This window comes from Gardnerella sp. C0684A1 (assembly GCF_055326835.1).
Genome location: NZ_JBLTSX010000033.1, coordinates 1 through 266, shown reverse-complemented (window position 1 = coordinate 266; position 266 = coordinate 1). Strand labels below are relative to the sequence as shown.

General features: G+C 57.1%; 1 protein-coding gene. It reads left to right on the top strand.

The genetic code is table 11. From position 1 onward, the window contains the following. On the top strand, positions 1 to 266 hold a 266-nt coding region (locus ACNEUN_RS06260; RefSeq protein ID WP_463631574.1), incomplete at both ends, for a hypothetical protein.

The window sequence follows — 266 nt, the reverse complement described above, 5'->3', positions numbered from 1 at the left end:
TCACATGCCTGCTGGCCGCTATATCGGGATGGTCGCAACCTGCCACCGGGCAGGTTGCGACCGGCAGCCAGGATGCGCGAAACAAACTGCAATTGGAGTTTCATCAGGGGAAGGGTTCCGGCATCTGCCCGTACAACAGGGTGACGATTGATCCCGCCTTCAGGCATGTCACCCTTTGGCGCCAGGAAATAAAGCTCTCCGGCGCATACAACCCAAATAGCCCGGGCTTCTTTGCTACATTAGACCTCGCCCGATATGACGAAGAG